At 43.8% G+C, this 18,843-nt stretch carries 10 protein-coding genes; 2 read left to right on the top strand and 8 right to left on the bottom strand.

Translation table 11 applies throughout. From position 1 onward, the window contains the following. Window positions 1–8: 8 nt before the first annotated feature. Window positions 9–3,119 carry a SusC/RagA family TonB-linked outer membrane protein gene (locus tag B2400_RS15435; protein ID WP_286650175.1) on the top strand — a complete coding sequence of 1,037 codons (3,111 nt, stop codon included), beginning with the start codon at window positions 9–11 and terminating at the stop codon, window positions 3,117–3,119. Window positions 3,120–3,136: 17 nt separating this feature from the next. After that, on the top strand, window positions 3,137–4,654 hold the full coding sequence (locus B2400_RS15430; RefSeq protein WP_286650174.1) for a RagB/SusD family nutrient uptake outer membrane protein: 1,518 nt from the start codon (window positions 3,137–3,139) through the stop codon (window positions 4,652–4,654). A 59-nt stretch (window positions 4,655–4,713) separates the two neighbouring features. Here B2400_RS15430 and B2400_RS15425 read toward each other — a convergent pair whose 3' ends face one another. The 8 genes from B2400_RS15425 to B2400_RS15390 all read right to left on the bottom strand — a co-directional run bounded on the left by B2400_RS15425 (window position 4,714) and on the right by B2400_RS15390 (window position 18,647). Further along, window positions 4,714–6,666 carry a hypothetical protein gene (locus tag B2400_RS15425; RefSeq protein ID WP_286650173.1) on the bottom strand — a complete coding sequence of 651 codons (1,953 nt, stop codon included), beginning with the start codon at window positions 6,664–6,666 and terminating at the stop codon, window positions 4,714–4,716. 34 nt (window positions 6,667–6,700) lie between these two features. Beyond that, window positions 6,701–8,263 (bottom strand): DUF4886 domain-containing protein, encoded by a 1,563-nt coding sequence (locus tag B2400_RS15420; protein ID WP_187773993.1) that lies wholly within the window; start codon window positions 8,261–8,263, stop codon window positions 6,701–6,703. 77 nt (window positions 8,264–8,340) lie between these two features. Next, a complete protein-coding gene (locus B2400_RS15415; protein WP_293934713.1) occupies window positions 8,341–10,380 on the bottom strand; it encodes an FAD-dependent oxidoreductase in 2,040 nt (679 codons plus the stop codon). Between the two features lie 9 nt (window positions 10,381–10,389). Continuing rightward, entirely contained in the window at window positions 10,390–12,072 is a 1,683-nt protein-coding gene (locus B2400_RS15410) for a RagB/SusD family nutrient uptake outer membrane protein (RefSeq protein ID WP_286650171.1), read from the bottom strand. A 10-nt stretch (window positions 12,073–12,082) separates the two neighbouring features. Further along, window positions 12,083–15,457: a TonB-dependent receptor gene (locus B2400_RS15405; RefSeq protein WP_286650170.1), complete on the bottom strand. Its 3,375-nt coding sequence runs from the start codon at window positions 15,455–15,457 to the stop codon at window positions 12,083–12,085. A gap of 166 nt (window positions 15,458–15,623) precedes the next feature. After that, window positions 15,624–16,808: a FecR family protein gene (locus tag B2400_RS15400; RefSeq protein WP_286650169.1), complete on the bottom strand. Its 1,185-nt coding sequence runs from the start codon at window positions 16,806–16,808 to the stop codon at window positions 15,624–15,626. Between the two features lie 214 nt (window positions 16,809–17,022). Further along, complete coding sequence (locus B2400_RS15395) at window positions 17,023–17,580, bottom strand: RNA polymerase sigma factor (protein WP_286650168.1); 558 nt, start codon at window positions 17,578–17,580, stop codon at window positions 17,023–17,025. Window positions 17,581–17,612: 32 nt separating this feature from the next. After that, entirely contained in the window at window positions 17,613–18,647 is a 1,035-nt protein-coding gene (locus tag B2400_RS15390) for a Gfo/Idh/MocA family protein (protein ID WP_286650167.1), read from the bottom strand. Window positions 18,648–18,843: the final 196 nt, after the last annotated feature.

Genomic DNA, 18,843 nt, shown 5'->3' with positions numbered 1-18,843 from the left:
TCAACATTATGAGATCAAAAATCTACATGCTATGTTTCTTTTTGAGTTCTCCTTTATTAAGTCAAACCAATTTGTATGCTCATGCAACGGAGATGTCTTATTTAAAGGTGTATGCACAGGAGAAACTATCGGGAAGGGTGACCGATTCAAATAATCAACCACTGGCGGGGGTAACTATTCGAGTGAAGGACGGTTCGGCTTCGGCTAGCACGAATAACGCCGGCGAGTTTGAGATCGCAGGTCAACTCCAAGGGAAGACTTTGGTTTTCACCTATGTCGGGTACGTACCAAAAGAAGTAACTGTTGCTAATAACAGCAATTTACAAGTTATTTTGGAATCTGAACAGGCCAATTTAGAAGAAGTAGTCGTTGTAGGTTATGGTACGCAACGCAGAAAAGAATTGACCGGTTCGATATCCTCGGTGAAGGCGAGCGATTTGGAGAAAGTAGCAACAAACTCTTTCACTTCTGCGATTCAGGGTAAAGTTCCTGGAGTGACGATTACACAAACCAGTGGTGCACCGGGCGGCTCGAGTTCGGTTCGTATCCGCGGGGTAGGGACGACGGGTGGAAACCAACCGCTATACGTTATTGATGGCTTCCCTGTAGGCGGTGGCAACATCGGGATCAGTGGGAGTTCGGATCAAGTGGATGGTATGTCGATCGTCAATCCCAACGATATTGAGTCCATCGAAGTATTGAAAGACGCCGCTGCCGCTTCCATCTATGGAGCTCGCGCAGCAAACGGGGTTATTTTGATTACGACCAAGCGTGGTAAAGAAGGGATGACGTCGGTAGATGTGAATGCCTATACCGGATTTCAGAGTTTATGGAAAAAGCCGAAGTTCTTAAATGCTGAGCAATTTGCGACGCTTGCCAATGAGCTTTACAAGAACTCAAATATGGCTCCTAATCCTGAATGGGCAAATCCGGCTTCTTTGGGCGAGGGTACCAACTGGATCAACGAAGTCTTCCGTACGGCGCCAATGTATAACTTAGATGTCTCTATGACAGGGGGCAACCAAAAGATTAAGAATGCACTATCTTTAGGCTATCGCGATCAGACCGGTACCTTGATGGAGACTTGGAATAAACGCTATACTGGTCGTGCGAATGTCGATATCCAAGCCAATGAGCGCTTGAAATTCGGTGGTAGCATGGCTTTCACATACACGCAAGGGAAAGGACAGCAGAATGAGGATTTCCGTCTGGGTGTCTTCAACCTCGCGCAGCAATTCTACCCTACCTTAGGCTTGGAGGATGTGGTTAATGGTTCTTCAGCATACTATTCTACGCAGGGTGATAACCCTTATTTGCGTGCGAAGACGGATGAAAATTACCTTAGAAATATGCGTCTTTATGGTAATGCTTTCGGAGAGTTGACCATTATGGAAGGATTAAAATTCCGGTCGAGTGTAGGTTTGGATTTCAATTCCAATCGTACGAGCACTTGGGAACCTAAGGTGCAACGCGGATTCTATAGCAACCCGCAGGCTGTATTGGGCGAAACACAGACCCAAGGTTTAAATTGGTTGATCGAGAATACCTTAAGTTATACAAAACAATTTGATAAGCACAACCTATCGGCAATTATAGGTCAAACCGCTCAACGCAATGCGAGCGATTGGATTTCAATCACAGCACGCGAATTCCAAAATGAAACAATCCGCGTCGTGAATACGAGTTCCGAAGCCAACCGTCGTGGGTCGGGTACAGGTTCGGTCTACACTTTGGCTTCCTACCTTGGCCGTGTCAATTATTCCTACGATAATAAGTATCTCTTCTCGGCAAGTATCCGTCGTGACGGATCGTCCAATTTTGGACCATCTTATAAGTGGGGTAACTTTCCATCGGTATCTGCGGGATGGAATATCTCTGAGGAGAGCTTTTTCAATCAGGCTGGGCCTATCAACAGCTTAAAGCTTCGCGGTAGCTGGGGTCAGTTGGGTAATGATGCAATCGGAGCATTCGGGTATTCGAGCACCTACGGCTTAGGTCGTGTTTCAGACAACTATATTTTAGGTCCAGGCCAAGTTTTGGTGACTGGAGCGAGTATGATGCGTCCGGGCAATATGGACTTGAAATGGGAAACCAGTGAGCAGATCAATTTTGGTGTGGATGCGACTTTCTTGAACAACAAGGGGTATTTAACAGCAGAATACTATATCAAAGATACGCGCGATATGCTCGTGAGTCTACCGGTTTCGTTGGAGGCGGGTTTTGAATCAGCTCCTTCTGTAAACGGCGGTAAGATCAGAAACTCGGGTTTTGAGTTGTTATTGGGTTATGCTAGCGGTAATGAATTTAAGTATGATGTGAGTGTGAACCTATCAACGTTAAAGAATGAAGTGATTTCAATGGGTGCCGGAAACCCAATTTCGGGACCGATTGTAGGCTTTACGAGCATGAACAGTTCGTATACGGAAGTTGGAAATCCAATAGGTTACTTTAGAGGATATATCGTGGATGGTATCTATCAGACGAATGCAGAAGTCGACAAGGCTTTCCAACCAAATGCTTCCGCTGGAGATTTTAAATACCGCGACGTAAATGGCGATAATGCTTTAACGGATGAAGACCGCGTAATGTTGGGGACACCTTGGCCTAGCTTAACCTACGGTATGAACATGGATCTATCGTACAAAGGTTTCGATTTGAATATGTTGTGGCAGGGCGTTGCTGGGAATGAGATCTTCCATGTGGCTAAGTTTTCGACCTATCCGATTAAATATTTTGGCGGTAGTGGGGTAATCAATGCTTCCGCAGAAGTATTGAACCGTTGGACTCCTGAAAATGGGGGTAACTCGGTGCCAATTTTAAAGTACACCGATGTTAATGGGAACTATGCGAATTTATCATCTTTCTATATTGAAGATGGTTCTTACCTGCGCCTTCGCAACATTACGCTAGGCTATAGCTTGCCTTCGAATATCTTCGAAAACAGTAAGATGGTGAAGCGCGTACGCGTATATGGTTCGGTTCAAAACGCATTAACATTTACGAAGTACTCAGGATTCGATCCGGAAGTAGGGTCGACAAACCCGTTAGCATCGGGTGTGGATGATGGGGTTTACCCAATGCCGAGAACCTTTATGTTTGGAGTGAAAGTAGGATTCTAACCTTAAGAAGAATAACAATGAAAATAATAAGAAATATAGCGTTGTTTGCTTTGTTGAGTTCAGCAACAGCGTGCAGTGATAGCTTTTTAACGTTATCACCTACCGATATACTAGTGGAGGATAAGTTTTTCACCAGCATCTCCGATGCGGAGGCTGCGCTGATCGGTGTTTATGGGTCGCTGCAGAAAGAGGAAGCTTTTACCAATGTTCGCGATGCAGCAGATATAGAATGGGCTATTTCCGGAGATATGTATGAGATGGACGGTAGTGCAAACCGTATCGAATTGCACTCCTTAGCTTTTCCTTCAACAAATACAATCTTGCGCGATGTGTACACCGCAGCCTATTTAGGGATCAGCCGCGCGAATACGGTTATAGCTAAAGTGGCAAGCATGACGGACGGCGAGGAAGATGCGAAGAAGAAAATCATTGCGCAGGCGAAGTTTGTTCGTGCTTTATTCTACTATCGTTTGGTAACTTATTTTGGCGGTGTTCCTTTGATTTTAGAGCCTCTGGATGCGAGTTCGGATCTGCAGATTGCGAGATCAAGTTCTACCGATGTGTGGGGACAGATCGAGAAGGATCTACAGGAAGCAAAGGCGGACTTGCCTGTAAAATGGGAAGGCAATAATGTGGGTAAAGTGACGTCCGGCGCTTGTAAAGCATTATTGAATAAGTCGTATTTGTGGCAGAAGAAATATCAGGAGGTGGTTAGCGTGACGGAGGAATTGTTTGCTGAAGGGCATTACTCTTTGTTACCAGATTATCGCTCGGTTTTCATGGAGACGAACGAGAATAATGCGGAGATTCTATTCTCTACGCAATTTAAAGAAGGTGTGGATGCAGAGGGCAATAACTTAGTGAAGCGTACGGCACCTCGTGGGGCTCCTGCGGAATTTACCGGCGGCGCGGCATGGAGTAACTTCGTACCACAGCAGCACTGGGTGAATGCGCATGAAAAAGATGCCAGCGGGAAAATAAAAGATAAGCGCTATTGGGCTTCTATCATTGGTCCTGGCGAGAAGCATCAGGATATGCCTGCATTTGTAATGCCGACCAATGTACCTGCAGGTTGGTCCAGATCGGGATTTATTATGACGAAGTATTGGCAGAAGCCGACGTTAAACAACTCAGGGGTCAATCCACCGGTTATTCGTTTTGCGGAGATCTTGTTGAACTATGCTGAGGCGTTGAATGAGTTGAACCAGTCGGCAAAGGCGATTGGCGAGGTGAATAAAATTAGAACGCGCGCCGGATTGGACAACCTTCCAACAACCCTTAACAAGAGCCAGACACTGGATGCAATCTTTAAAGAGCGTCGTCTGGAGTTTATTTGGGAACCTACAGGCGGTTTCTCTGATTTGAACCGTAGCGGTCGCTTCTTGAAATTCATTGAACAAGAACGCCCTAACTATGCGGATCTAAATGTGGCGCAGAAACCTTGGTTGAAGACCACGCCGATCGTATTCCCAATTCCTCGAGATGCATGGGATAGAAATAAAGCGCTTGAGCAGAATCAGCATTATAGCTATTAAGCTGTTGCTTTAGATAAGAGAAAAGGCAGCGACTTTTGAAGTCGCTGCCTTTTTTTATTTTAGTGCTTTTCCTCGGGCGTATAGCTCCAGAGGTCGGTATCCCTTCGGAAGTATAATTTATTATCCTTTCCAAGGATCATCAGGGATGCATTATCCCTTAGCTTTGTAAGCTTCTTGCTTTTCGGATCGAAACTGTACATGCTATCGGAAAGCGTAAAATAAATCATCCCGTTCGGATGATAAACACCTAAACCGTTGCGCCAAATATGACTAGGATATTTCGGATAACGATAGACAGGAAGCTCATAGATCACTTTCTTTTGGTCCGGGTCGTATTCGAACAACGTACCATCTGCGAATCCCCAGATATGGCCGTTCGGTCCGGAAAATAACCCGGATATAGACCAGTAATTTGCTATGCTATCTGTCCATAATACTTGCTTGCGCTCAGGATCCCATTCGAAGATCTTCCCTCTTTTTTCTGTAGGTAGAATACCTAAGCCTCCGGAGATTGACGATCCACCAAATACGCGTCCATTATGGTTAAGTAATGAAATGATCGATTGGTTGGGAATGACATTTTCGAACGTCTTGATCTGCTCGGTTTCTGCATCAAGATGGCTGATCGTACCGCCTAATTCGCCATATGGTGGCACTGTTCCGAAGATCAGCTCGTTTCGGTCTGCTAGCGTAATAACTGCAAATGGTCGGTCTTGATCTTTGATCTGTCCTAGATGTTTAGGGTTTCCGGAGCCTACTTTCCATGGTTTCGTCAAGTCATATGAATAGATATGCGCCTTGGTATAGATGCCGAAATACAGCTTGTTGTTCAGGCTGCTCATACCTTCCGTTTGATGGAGACCGGGATACTCTTGATGCTCTCCCGTTTTTGGGTCATAGCTTCCATGCTGCCCTGCAAGATATCCGGCACTCCAGACTTTATCGTCCGGCCCCCAATAGATCGTTTGAATATGAATAGGCGAGTTTGGTACTTCCAGGGTCAGGCTATCTTTTTGCTTTGTTTTCGGCTGGATACGATAGACGATTTGCGCATTGCTGAAAACCTGGTATTCGCCTTTGTTAGTCCATGTCCCGGCTTTGCCAGCACCTTTGATATCGCTAATTGCGATAGGTTCCGCGTTCTTATTTCCTAAGTCTAAGGCATAAACTTGAGATCTCGAGGTGTAATAAATGGTATTAGACTTCGGATCTTTGACCACAGATTTCATGTCGAAAGGAGGGAGGAAGCGCAGGATTTCTTTGGATTGTATATCATATACAAAGTTCTGCGAGTTTGTATTACTGTTGATATAACCTAGGATAAGATCCTTTCCATTGATGTTATACACAATATCCATGTCATAGAAGAACTCCTTGAAGTCTTTGACATGAGGAAGCAAAGTTGTTTTTTGCTTCGTCTTCGGGTCGAGTAGGATAAACTTAGCATTCGATCCGGTACCAGCGTATATCTTTTTATCGTTTTTGTTATACACCAATCCGCGTACGTAATTTTCGCCTTCGTAAATGGGTCCGCCCGAAACTTCTTCGAAACCCGTCTTGGGATGATACTTGAATACCAAGCCATCCGGATAGGTTCCACCGTAAATTACGCCGTTTTCAGCGGGATGTAAATCCCAAACGACTTTCTGATGGAGTTCATTTAGCGGTAGGGCGGTAGGTTTAGCATCGCCAAGCTTGTAGGAATAAATATGTCCATTTCCTGTAGCATATAGGATATTATCCGTCGACACCGTCATGTCCCAAGAGCCGTCAGTACCCGTTAATTCGGATTCTAATATTTTGTTTCCAGTACTTAGTTCATATCCCAATATTCTACCTGGAATTCCTCGAACAACAGTAAATAGGTATTCTTTACCCTGCTTATCCTTCATGAAATGGCTTCCTTGCACTGCTTTCGCAAATACCTGAGGGCCGTGATTCTGAAACTGGGCTTGGCTGGGTGTTAATAAACAACAAAGGGATAGAGCTAATAAAATTGATTTTGTCTTCATGTAAGTTTCGCGTGTTCTTAAGCGGTCAGAGCGCTTATTTGTTTGGTGATTCTGTGATGCTTAAAGCATTGATTACGGCTGTTGCATCTTGAATTCCTTTTGTCAATTCAAAGCCGATGAACAGTTTGCCATCCTTTGTAGGTTTTATTGCTTCGAAAGTAGCGGTTTTATCCAAATTGAAGCTGCTATTTAAAGACTTTTTTCCTTTTATAGCTTCGGATTTTATCCAGTAAAATAAAGGATTCTGTTGGCTATTCTGAGCAGCGTAAATGTTGATTTTATAGGATTTTGAACTGTCGAGTCCTGCAATTTCTAAGAATGGGCTCTTCTGATTTTCCTTATCAATTCTTACAATAAAATAGGATTTGGACACTTCCGCCGGCATCTTGAAATTCGTAGCTGTCCGTTGCGGTCCATTGGCAGCTCGGGCATCAAAGTTCTGCAGCAAGCGGATGGATACATCGGTATTCTTATTCTGATTATCGCTGAGGTCGGAAAGCTTTGTATTCGCTTTTTCAAATAAGAAAGAGTTCCATCCTGGCATAACCAAGTCAGCTCCAAAGTTGACTTGTATGGTTGCAAATGCTATTTTCTCTATCTTTTTGAGTCGTTCTGCAGATACTGTTTCTACGAAAGGATTTTTTACGGCGTTGATAGCAGCTTCGCGCGCTATCGCAGCCTGCGTTTTGCTCAGATTGAAAGGTTTAAAACTATTGTTTTCCAAATCGCCAAATAGACTTTCATACCAGGCGCATGCTGCCGTGAAGCGGCCAATCTTTAGATCCAGATGATATCCTTCTCTGGTGAAGTTATCCTCGATATAGGACGTTCTCCCGTTCTGAATTGCTGTTCCTGAAGGGATTAGGATATCGACAGGCATGATGTGCTTCACTTCCTTTGCCACTTGGACGATCTGTTGGAACATATAGTTCTGGTCGCGATTATACTTCTCGAAGTTCTTTGTAGATGCATTCTTGGCATATGCCCAAGTTTGATGATATGCATAGCGAACGCTGGAGATCGGGTAATTCGCTTGAACGTAATTGAAGAGTTCTGGCAGATCTTTTTGAACAGAGGTCAAATCTCCTGACAAGACGCTCGCTTGCTGAAAGCAGATAATATCCCAATTCTCATCTTTCAATGCCGACAGGATAGAAGTCTTTCGGGTATTGATCTTTGCGCCATCAATAAAGGTCTTGCGGTAGTCGTAGATGGCTATATCTTCCAGTGCATTTTTTAGATGGAAGTCTAATGGAGCACCCCCACGAAAAAGGTTGCCAATTACTAATGGCTTGCCGGTTTGTTTAGCCAGATCGTGCAGGTAATACTCCACACCGTCGTCGGAAAAGCTATTCCCGATAACTAGCACCTTCGTTACTCCATCATCCAATGGGTCAGCGATTTGGAATCGCTGACCTTCGAATGAAAGGGTACCTAATTTGTTGATAATAAATTTTGAAGGTTGGTCATTAACCGGTCGCAGATACTGCTTTCCGGATTTTTCCCATTCACCTATTTGTTTCGGTGTTAGGCTTAGCGTGTCGCCTAGGAACACCAAGCTATCCTTTTCTTGGGCTTGAACAGCTTGCGATAGCATGGTTATTGAAAGGCTTATACATAGACCTATCCACTTGAGTTTCATATCAAATATTTAAGTGAGTTTAACTTATTGCTTTATTTTACTTTTTTCCAAATCACCGCATCGGCAATCACTCTGCCGGAGTTCTGTACAGCCTTAACTTTCACATAGCTCTTTGCGTTCTTATTGATTTGATATTCGCCTAAATCAACCCACTCACCCGATGCCAAGCCTAGGCTTTTGATATCCGATTTATTGATTTTGACTTGTTTTTTTGACTTTCCATCAAAAATCTCAAAGCTTAATTGCTCGGCTAGAGCCTTGTCTTCAGCGATGTAAAAATAGATACGGTAGTTTGCTGTTTCCGCGATGTTCGCATGAAAGCTGATAGAAGCATTCTCATCTTTTTGATCTAAGGCATATTTGTTTTTAACATATCCTCCACGGATCGTATTCCAATTGCCTGTAACTGTGACATTTTCCTTATCTAGGTTGTCAACCAAGACCTCTGGCGTGCTGCCATCTGCAAGAGGGTCTGTCTGAAGCTTGTTGATTAATTTCTGAACATCGATATCTTGAACAGATTGCTTATTATCAATAGCTTGTGTTGCTGCAGTAGCTGCCGATTGCGCTAAAACCATGAATACAGGCTCCATACGGATAGATCCAAAAGCGATATGTGAAGATGACATACAAACAGGAACTAACAGGTTCGAACATTCTTCAGCTTTGGGAGTGATAGCTTGGTAAGAGATAGGGTAGGGTGCAGGTACTGGCTTCTGCACATCACCTTCATTTTTCACCATGCCGTTCACTACCAAACGTTGGATATTATGAGAGTCCATTTGGTAAGCCGCCATGCCGATCGGGTCGTCGATTACTTCCTCACCTTCACAGTGTTTTTGAGTCATGACCTTACGTCCGATCATACGGCGTGCTTCACGAACATATAGTTGGTTGGAGAAACCATTAGTCTCTTTGAATTCATCTTTACAGAATCCCCATGACTTCATTTCCGCACGGATATGTGCAGGAACTCGCTCATCGTGACTTAAGAAATACAGCAATCTTTTTGTGTAGTCCTCATGCTTTTTCCAAATCGCTTCTCTTGTTTTAAAATCACCCTCGGGGTAATCGTAATTCTCACCGATCATGTCGGTTGAGAAAGCACCAAAGTTGTTGAAGTCGGTCTTGCCGTTAGGCATGTACTTAATCAAAAAGCCGCCTGTATGTCTGTATTCTTTCTCTCCGTTCGGAAGATCAACAATATCCAGATTGCTGAAGATCGTTGTCCATTTCTCTTTAGCGATTTGTCTTAACAACAATTCAAATTGCTCTGGATTGTAGTTGTCTGGTTTCGTAAAAGGAATCTGATTGCTTTTATCTTGCGTCAGCGTCAGTCGGAAGTTGTATGCCTGAATCTTTTTGTCCGCGGAACCATGTGGTGCTAGCTTCTCATTAGAGATACCCCACAGTAAGCCACTTTCTGGTTTACCAGGAATCTTGTAAGGGTCGATTCCATCAGGGAATTGGTGGATTTCTTGCAATTGTACCCCATTCTGACTTTCGCCATATTGAGAAATTGCTTCGCGACCCACAGCATAGCTAACACCAGCCTTTGCCATCAAATCACCTTCATAAGTACAGTCGATAAACATCTTCGCCTTAATTCTAAGCTGCTGATTCGAAGCATCGTTCTTACGAACTACAATTTCTTTAATCGTATTTCCCTCTTTGATGACTTCTTCTAAAAGGTAGTTCTTTTCAATGTCAAGTTTCGCAGCTTGTATATAATCATTAAAGACTTTGCTTGCCACATGCGGCTCGAATGTCCATTGTTCAAAGCGATTATATTCTGCGCCTAATCGGCGGTAGAAATCACGCGCTAATCCGGTAATCGCGAACTTATTCCCAATGTCTGTTGCACCTAGACCGCCGGTCGTAAGACCGCCCAAGTAGTTGCGCGGCTCAATAACAAGCGCTTTCTTGCCCAATTTATTCGCTGTGTACCCGGCGATAATTCCAGCGGAGCTCCCGCCGTAAATACAAATGTCGACCTCTACAGTCTTATTTCCAGCTTTAACAAAGCTGGAAATACTGAAGACCATAAAGCATATCAATAATAGCTTTTTCATAGGTAAATATTAGTAGTTCTTATTTTGTGTAAGGTTAGGATTAGTTTCCGTTTCAATGCGAGGAATAGGCCACACGTAGTCACGATCTGCATTGAAATTACGTTTCTCGATGACGCGCATCTCTGCTCTATTGGTCACCTGGCTATAGTTCGGCGTACCATTCTCGTCAATTGTCGGTGCATTAGCTAACCATCCGGTTCGGATACGACCTAGCAGATCGCCCGGCATCACCTGATGCGCAATGTTCCATCTGCGGATATCGAATAAGCGAAGACCTTCAGCCGCTAGCTCATACTTTCTTTCTTTACGCACGATGGAACGCATCTGTGCCTGCGACTTGCCGGTACTGATGGCTGGCATCGCAACAGATGGACGTTGTCTAACCTGATTGATCGCTTCATAAACCGAATTGTCAATCTGATTAAGCTCAGTCTTCGCCTCTACGTAATTCAACAGTACTTCCGCATATCGGAATAAGATCGCATTCAACTCCGAATTCGAACGGTCGACGAAATCCGCAGGATCCGCGTATTTGCGCCATAGATAACCTGAGAAAGTCGCATAGGCGTTCGTCGCATCCGTGTTGGCAATACGCTTAGGTGTTGCCTCTCTATAATCCCAAGTCATGGTACTATCCGGATGCGTTTCAAAGATCACACCTAAGGAAAGTGTCTGCGGCAATACCACGGTCTGCGTCAATCTAGGGTCGCGATTCTTGAACGGCTTGGTAGGGTCAAATAAAGGTGATTTATCAATATTCAAACCATCAATACATTCGTAAGAATCCACTAAAGATTGAACCGGTATTTTATTCGAAAAGCCTTGCATCAATCTCGAGTAAAACTGCGATGAGATACTATGCGTCGCTAAGCCGCGCTTATATTGAATTGCCCAAATAATCTCCTTAGAAGACTCGCCCGCATATTTAAATAGCTGTTCAAAGTTATTATGCAATTGATACTGATTCAATTCCATGACTGCCTTTGCCGCGTCGGCCGCTTCCTGATATTTCTTGTTGAAAAGAGCTGATCTTGATTTTAAAGCCAACGCAGCGCCACGTGTCGCGCGACCTAGATTATTGCCTGTAACGGTCTCTGGAAGAAACCCAACAATTGCATCTATTTCCGACATAATGAAGTCGTTCACCGCTTCCTTTGATTCTCTAGTCACATTCTTCGAGTCAGCAAGCGAGATGGTCGTGGTAAGCAATGGAACTCCGCCGAAAAGCTCGTTCAGAAAGAAATAATAATATGCTCTCAGAAATCTTACTTCGCTTATTCTTGTGTTCAGGGTTTCTGCCGGAACCACGCCATTCAAGCCTTCGGCTTTATCCAAAATGGTATTGCAACGTTGTATCCCCACATACAGTAAGTTCCAGAAATCAGAAGTGAAATCATTGTTCGCATCCGCATTTCCTAAGCCTAGTATTTGTAAGGCATTGGTATTTCTTTCCCAACCAATATCAGATGCATAGTCTATTGTCAAGGGGAAAGGCATAGGCGTTGCCTTTGGCGCTTGATATAGCGCGTTGTACGCGCCTGTAATCGCCATATTGAGTTCCTCTTCATTCGAGATAAAAGTCTCCGTAGAAGGGCTATCCAGAGGGTATTTAATCAGGTAATCTTCCTTACAAGAGTAGAGCGAAATACTGAGTAGCAGTCCTAACGTATATGATAATGTTTTTCTTTTCATGATTCTTTAATTAAAACTTGGCACTTAATCCAAAACTGTAAACTTTCATTTGCGGATACCATCCACCGGTACTGATCGGACCTTCCGGGTCATATCCTTTCCAGAAGTTTGTTTTCGTAAATAAATTCTGTCCGGAAGCGAAAATGCGCAATGCACGCACTGGCATATTAGCTGATGTCGGAAGTGGTACGTTATATCCTAAAGTCACGTTTTTCAATCTTAGGTACGCCGCATTCTTCATCCAGAAAGTAGAGTTTTGAATGTTGTTATTCTCATTGAAAGCAAAGCGAGGGAATGCCGCGTTCGGGTTGTCCGGAGTCCAACGATCTTTATGTTGCTCTTGAATCGTTCCGCCCTGATAGAAAGGCATAATTCCTTGTCCATACAAGTATCCATCTGCCTTTCCTACACCTTGGAAGAACAACGCGATATCCAATCCGCGATACGAAGCACCTAAATTAGCACTGTAAGTATAGCGAGGAATCGGGCTTCCCATAATGATCTCATCGGCTGCGTCAATCTTGCCATCCCCGTTCTGATCTTTATATTTGATATCCCCCGGCGCGATGTTACCGATCTGTGTTGCTGAGCCAGCCACATCTTCCGCTGAGCTGAAATAACCAATCGCTTCGTAGCCATATAGCGAACCGATTGGATGTCCCTCATGGTTTACTGTCAGACCAGTACGTAATACGCCGCGCATGTCCAATATTTTATTCTGCACATCAGAAAGATTGACTGCCACATTGTACTTAAAGTCGCCGATAGCGTTGTTGTATGCAACAGACACATCCCAACCTTTATTTTCAACAACTCCAGCATTTTGGAAAGGTGGCGTAGAGAAACCCAGATATCTTGAAATGTCTAATTGTAGTAGAATCCCTGAGGTTTTTCTATAGAAATAATCTGCTGTAATGTTCAGATTTCTCCAAAGAGTCAAATCAAGACCTACATTGCTCACATTTGTCGTTTCCCATCGAATATCCGAATTTGCCATCGTCGTCAATGCCGCGCCGGTACTGATATTCTCTCCAAAAGCATAGTTTGTAGCACCAATATTGAAATAAGAGGCAAATGAATATAAGCCTGTGATATTTTGATTTCCTAATTTACCCCAAGAACCGCGGATCTTCATGTCGGAAACAACCGAGCTCAAGGATTCCATAAAAGGCTCCTGACTAACGCGCCATCCGGCGGAGAAAGAGGGGAAGAATGAAAATTTATTCCCTACAGCAAATCTTGACGACCCATCATAGCGAGCATTCGCTTCAAATAGATACTTCCCTTGGAAGTCGTAGTTTAAGCGTCCAAAAACCGAACGTAGCGACCATTCTGAGGAGGTTCCGCGCGCTATATTATTTTCTTGATTTCCAGCATTCAACTCCTGTAATTCAGGGATCAAGAAAATCTCACGATAGCCTGATAAGAAATTATCACGTTGGTCTTCCTGTTGGAAACCTGCCATCACATTGAAGTTGTGGTCTGAAGCCAATGTTTTCTCATAAGAAACAACTGCACGTAGGTTGTTGTACCAATATTGTTCATATTTTTCCGTCAAGCTGTTTTTCTGAGGAGTCAAATATGCTTTATCGCCATTCCAATAATAGGATTGCACGGTATTGTAGAACAACTTCTCATGATTGATCTCGTATTTCGGAGAATAAACCAAATTAACGGTCATTCCGTCAATAGGCTTATACTTTAAATCGATATTAAAAACGGAATTCAAAGGATTTTCCAGGTTCAACCCGCCATCTCTTGCTTTTGCAATTGGGTTATCGCCGTTCCATCCCTCGCCATATTGACCTGTCGATAGAATCCCCGCTTGATTTGCCGGAATACGACGCATCCAATGGAAAATGGAAGTAGTTCCGCCTGCCGGCTCTTTCAATTCCGATTTGGTGAAGAAAAAGTCTAAAGCTGCGCTTACCTTATTGGAGATCTGCAGATCACTGTTCAATCTAAAGTTATAACGTCTGAAATTGGTGTTTTCCAAGATACCGTCCTGATCAAAGAAACCTAAGGATCCTAAAACTTTTACCTTTTCCGATCCACCCTGCGCCGCAATATAATGGTTCTGCATGAAAGCATTGTTTTTCATAGTCAGGTTTTGCCAATCCGTATTCGGGAAGCGGTCAGGATTGCTTTCCATGCCGGCTGTATAATCTTTGATCATCTGCTCCGTAAAGATGGGGCTCTTGCCGGTATTGGTATAAGCCTCGTTCAATAAGTTCATATGATCCAAGCCGCTAACCATGTCCGTCATTTGTGTTGGAGTCTGCCAACCCGCATAGTTATTATAATCTACTGTGACGCCCTCGTTCTTCGCACGCTTGGTGGTTACTAAGATAACTCCGTTTGCGGCACGAGAACCGTAGATAGCAGCCGAAGAAGCATCTTTAAGCACCGAGATATTCTCGATATCATTGGTATTCACGTTGTTGATGTTTCCTTCAACACCGTCGATCAATACCAATGGGTTGGCATTGCCTAAAGTCCCGATACCACGGATACGCAGACCGCCATCATCGCGTCCTGGCTGTCCGGAACCTTGTGTCACCGTCAGTCCCGGAGCCGCACCTTGTAGCGCAGTGGATGCTTGTCCGACCGGTTGTTTTGTTAACTGCTCACTTTTAACAACGGCAACTGCCCCCGTTAAGTTTACTTTCTTTTGCGTACCATAACCAACCACAACAACTTCATCTAAGTCGCTTACCTGTGGAGCCAAGCTGATGTTAAGAACCTGCGAAGCTGAAGTTACTTGTCTTTCTGCAGTAGCGTAGCCTACCAAGCTAAAGCGCAACGTAGTAGGGAAGGAGTTGATCGTAATCTGGAAATTACCGCTAGCGTCTGTGCTTGCACCTTGTTTGCTATTCACATCCACGATGCTAACCGCTTCCAGAGCCGAGCCGTCTTCCGCTTTTACAACTCCGCGAAGCGTTTGTTGTATCGGAGCCACATTAGTAACCTTGCTGCTTGCCGTTGACACTCGCTTTGCTGGTTTATTAACTTTGTTGATAAGAATAGTTTTGTCCTCAATCGTATAATCATAAGGAAGATCCTTCAACAGTGTGTTTAGGAACTGCGTTACACTCGCATTGGAGATATTGATATCCATTGGTTTGAGTGATTTCAGCTCTTTCAGATCATACAAGATCACAAAGCTGGTCTTGTCTTCGAGGTATTTAAATGCACTTTCTACTTTTGCGGCCTTCTTTTTATACGAAAGCTGCTGAGAAAATGACTTCGCTTGCAGCTGGAAACTTCCGATGACAAGGAAGATGCATAGGATTTTAAAGATCATAATTTGATATCGAATACGGGATAAAAAAGTATTGATAAAACGAATTGGATAAGGATTTATCAATCCTTGATAGTTTTTCATAATATTGTAATCTATAATGTTTTAAGTTTGGTTATTACTCCCAATAATTATACTAGACATTATCTGGGGAGATGGGCCAACATCTCCCTTCTTTGCTAGTCTATCGATTATTTCTATGGTGGGTTTGCGTTCGTTTTCATGGTAATTCCTGAGGTTATTATATTGGTTATTTGTTATTAGCGTAGGCTACGGTAAGCTTTCTGTCGGAGGTTAACTTGGTATGGATACTAAAGTTGTTTTCCAAGAACTTCTGAAAGGTGGATAGTTTGAGTCCACGGCTCATTCTACCTCCCATTTCGATAGACGGAATATCGTTTTGGTAAACAATCTCCACATCATACCAGCGACTAATATTGCGCATACATTCCTGCAAACTCATGCCATGCAGATCGATAATCCCTTCTTTCCACGCAATAGCGGCATCCGCATCGACCGATTTGGTTGCTAGGGCATTGGAGCCTGTATTGAACTGCGCTTGTTGATTTGGCTTTAAAACCGTTTGCTGCTTGTTCGCTCTCACCCGAAGTGAGCCCCCTTTTAGGGTGGTCTTTATTATTTTCTCATCCGAATAGGCATTGATGTTGAATTCTGTTCCCAAAACACGTATTTCCTGCTCGCGACTGCGGACGATAAAAGGTAGGTTTTTGTTCTTTTGAACCTCGAAATAAGCTTCGCCTTTCAGATCAATAGTTCGGTTCTCTCTGGCGAAGTCTGTCTGATAGCTGATTTCGCTCCCCGCATTTAGCCAAACCTTAGAACCATCGGATAATACGAGGTTATACTGTCCGCCGTAGGGAGTCACAATTCTGATGGTTTTATTGGTCTGTATTCCTGCAAGCGCTACATCCCCGTCTTTATAGCTGATGCTAGTGTCTCCAATAATCAACCCCTGCTCCCCATCTTTCAGGATATGTTCCTGACCATCGATGATGATGCTGGCTTTATTGCTGCCGGGTTCAATGTCGTCTAGCGGTGCCGTTTGTGCAAGCTCTGGAACAGGCGTTTGTTGGAATCGTTGATAGGTGAACAAACCTACAAGGACGAGCGAGGCTGCCGCCGCCCAATACCACAGCGGTTTAATTCTTCGAACTCGCGCCTCTTCTTGCTCCTGAATATCTTGAACAATAAGCTTACGGAGATTTGCATGGACTGTCGAAATCCGATTATCAACAAACTCGCGAGGAAGTTCTGCTGTATTCCGATCGATAATTTCACGCACAGAATCACGGAAAGGTTCATCGTCGCAAGCGTCGACTAAATGCATGAGTTCGTCAAATTCTAATTTGGATAGCTTATCATTTATATATCGGTTCAGAAGGATGTTGATCCGTTCTTTGTTTGTGTCATTCATTTAGATAGTCTAAGTTTTGGTTACTTACTTATCTCTATATACGAACGACTATATAGAATGCACTATTGAGAAATGCATTTTTTTTTACCTTGTTCGAGGAGGTACCCAATCAGAGCCTTTTCAAACCCAATACAAAGCCCTTTGAAAAGAGGTTTGATACGGCTTAGAAAGGGGTTTGTATTGGGTTTGAAAGGGCTTTAGCGCGACGAAGATTTTATGCGCCCTCGTACTTGGAATGTATATAATTTTTAATGTCTTTCATGGCACTAACCAGCAGATTGCTGACGGTATTTGCCGAAATACCGAGCATGCTGGCAACTTCCTTATAACTTTTGTTTTCAATATTGCATAGCGTCAATATTTCCTTTCGTTTAGGCGAAAGAAGTTGTATGGCTTCGTTTAGGATTCGTTGTTTTTCTTTGTCAAAAATCGACTCCTCCGTGTGTAAATAGAAGCCAACGGAAGATGTCCACAGTTCTTCCTGTAGGGCCCTATCCCGGCTCGCTTTTCTGAAATGATCGATGGCCAGGTTATCGGCGATTCGGCAAAGAAGCGTCTTCAGACCCCGGTCCACTTCCAGTTGTGCTCGCATATTCCAAACCTTAAGGAAGACCTCTTGCAAGATTTCTTCTACAATTTCGGGGCTCTTGATCAATTTGAAAATTCGGTTGTAGAGGAGCGGTGCATACTCAAAATATAGCTGATCAAAAGCCGTCACGTCACCCTTTTGCAGAGCCGTGATGAGTTGAGCTATTTGTATTTCTTTTTGCATTATCGGTTTCGATGAAACGGTTTATGGGTTGTTTATAAGTAGATACGTTTACCTTCTTTTGCACTTTGATAAATAGCGCAGATAAGTTCTACCGATTTTCTGCCTTCCGCACCGTCAATAAATGGCGGGCGCTTGTTCTCGATAGCGTCTATAAAATCTTCAATTTGTAATTGATGCGCATAATGGCCAATGGCCATTGGATCGCTAACACCGCCTGAAACTACTGCAGTTTCTTCAGCGCTGTCATCGGACTCCTGATCTTGAAAATCCCAAAGCGTCAGGCTATTTTCTTCTAGAATAGCGGAACCTTTCGTCCCGATAATCTCCACGCGCTTGGCGGTGCCGGGATAAGCTGCGGTCGAACACTCAATTGTTCCCAATGCGCCGTTTTTGAATTGTAATTGCGCTACCACAGTGTCCTCAACTTCGATTTCCTGATGCAATCTATTTGCTGTAAGGGCAGTAACATGTACTACAGCGCCCATGTACCACAAGAGCATATCCACAGCGTGTATGCCTTGGTTCATTAGGGCGCCACCGCCGTCGAGTTCCCATGTACCTCGCCATGCTGCTGATTGGTAGTATGCCGGACTTCGATGCCATTTTACATAGGCTGATCCGATGACCAAGTCGCCAAAGCCATCTTCATCCAGTTGTTTTTTAATCTTGATGCTATTCGGATAGAATCGAGTGGGGAAGATGGTGCCTACTTGGAGTGAGTTTTGCTCAGCCAAGGAGATGATGCTATCGCATCGTTCAGTCGTAATTTCCAGGGGTTTTTCAATGAGGCAGTGCTTTCCAGCGCGAAGCGCTTTCTCCGCCACGTCCAAATGTGCCCCCGATGCGGTGCATATGGAGATAATATGGATGTTCGGATCCGCTAACAATTCATCAATTGAATGGTAAGCTTTGCAAGCATAGGTCGATGCAAAAGCTTCAGCTTTCTCTTTTGTGCGGTTATAAACTGCGAGCAGCGTAGCGTTCGGGATATCGGCTATTGCTTTGGCATGTATCGCCGCAATGGCGCCGGTTCCTATGATTGCAAATCCAAAATTGTTTTGATCCATCTTATCATATTTTTAGGTTACTCGAAAATTCAGCGTTCTGCTGATGTTCACTTAGGTAAATCGTTTCGCTGATTTGGGGCTAATATAATCGTTTTCCACATTGGATTTTGTTGGTTGAAGGACTTTGTTACATTTTCCGTTAACGTACCCCTGTGTAATGACGTTAGATTATTGTCTAGTCAGCGATTTAGGTCGA

It is taken from the genome of Sphingobacterium sp. UBA6645 (assembly GCF_002455685.1).
GTDB lineage: Bacteria > Bacteroidota > Bacteroidia > Sphingobacteriales > Sphingobacteriaceae > Sphingobacterium > Sphingobacterium hotanense.
This window is presented reverse-complemented; position numbering and strand designations above follow the sequence as displayed.

Excerpts from the sequence above, each read along its gene's own strand:
- B2400_RS15405 (WP_286650170.1), bottom strand. The coding sequence starts at position 15,457 with ATGAAAAACTATCAAGGATTGATAAATCCTTATCCAATTCGTTTTATC.
- B2400_RS15400 (WP_286650169.1), bottom strand. The coding sequence starts at position 16,808 with ATGAATGACACAAACAAAGAACGGATCAACATCCTTCTGAACCGATAT.
- B2400_RS15425 (WP_286650173.1), bottom strand. The coding sequence starts at position 6,666 with ATGAAGACAAAATCAATTTTATTAGCTCTATCCCTTTGTTGTTTATTA.
- B2400_RS15420 (WP_187773993.1), bottom strand. The coding sequence starts at position 8,263 with ATGCTATCGCAAGCTGTTCAAGCCCAAGAAAAGGATAGCTTGGTGTTC.
- B2400_RS15430 (WP_286650174.1), top strand. The coding sequence starts at position 3,137 with ATGAAAATAATAAGAAATATAGCGTTGTTTGCTTTGTTGAGTTCAGCA.
- B2400_RS15415 (WP_293934713.1), bottom strand. The coding sequence starts at position 10,380 with ATGAAAAAGCTATTATTGATATGCTTTATGGTCTTCAGTATTTCCAGC.
- B2400_RS15435 (WP_286650175.1), top strand. The coding sequence starts at position 9 with ATGAGATCAAAAATCTACATGCTATGTTTCTTTTTGAGTTCTCCTTTA.
- B2400_RS15410 (WP_286650171.1), bottom strand. The coding sequence starts at position 12,072 with ATGAAAAGAAAAACATTATCATATACGTTAGGACTGCTACTCAGTATT.
- B2400_RS15390 (WP_286650167.1), bottom strand. The coding sequence starts at position 18,647 with ATGGATCAAAACAATTTTGGATTTGCAATCATAGGAACCGGCGCCATT.
- B2400_RS15395 (WP_286650168.1), bottom strand. The coding sequence starts at position 17,580 with ATGCAAAAAGAAATACAAATAGCTCAACTCATCACGGCTCTGCAAAAG.